The organism is Aneurinibacillus tyrosinisolvens, from assembly GCF_001015055.1.
GTDB lineage: Bacteria > Bacillota > Bacilli > Aneurinibacillales > Aneurinibacillaceae > Aneurinibacillus_A > Aneurinibacillus_A tyrosinisolvens.
This window is the reverse complement of the sequence record NZ_BBWZ01000130.1, coordinates 1-619: the sequence shown is the minus strand read 5'-3', so window position 1 is coordinate 619 and position 619 is coordinate 1. Positions and strand designations below refer to the sequence as shown.

Annotated in this window: 1 protein-coding gene; it reads left to right on the top strand. The window is 47.5% G+C overall.

The window, feature by feature from the left end:
- Nucleotides 1-74: 74 nt before the first annotated feature.
- The coding region (locus MBEAL2_RS28675; RefSeq protein WP_047155569.1) for an IS256 family transposase at nt 75-619 on the top strand (545 nt) is incomplete at its 3' end.

Below are 619 nucleotides of genomic sequence, written 5' to 3'. Positions count from 1 at the left end.
TTCTAGGCAATAAAAAAGTAGGGTATCCTCGGAATTGTCGACATTCCATAAAAAGAGAGGAGATAACCCTACTTATGTCATCTAGTATATCGAATTCCGACCTTACAAATCAATTGGAAGATCTTTTACGAGGGTTTATTAAAGAAAAGCTGGAACTCATTATGCGGGAAGAACTTACGAACTTCCTGCAGGTAGAACAGCCGGATGTTTCAGACAGTAGAAACGGTTATTATAAGCGTTCCCTGGACACACGCTATGGAAAGATTGAGAACCTTTCGGTTCCTCGCGACCGAGAGGGCGCGTTTCAAACCGGGCTTTTCGCTCCTTATCAACGCCGGGACGGCTGGTTGGAAGAAGCCATTATCAAGATGTATCAAAGCGGCATGAGTACCAGAGAGGTGGGCAAGTTTGTGGAGCGTATGGTGGGCTCCTCTTACTCTCCGGCCACAATTAGCAACATTACGGACGCCACGGTCGAAGATATTGAGAAGTGGCAGAAGCGCCCTTTGGCCAAGCGGTATTCTGTCCTCTATCTGGACGGGCTTTACATCCGTCTTCGCCGGGATACCGTAGGCAAGGAAGTCATTTACCTTGTTCTTGGTGTTACGGAAGACGGGTA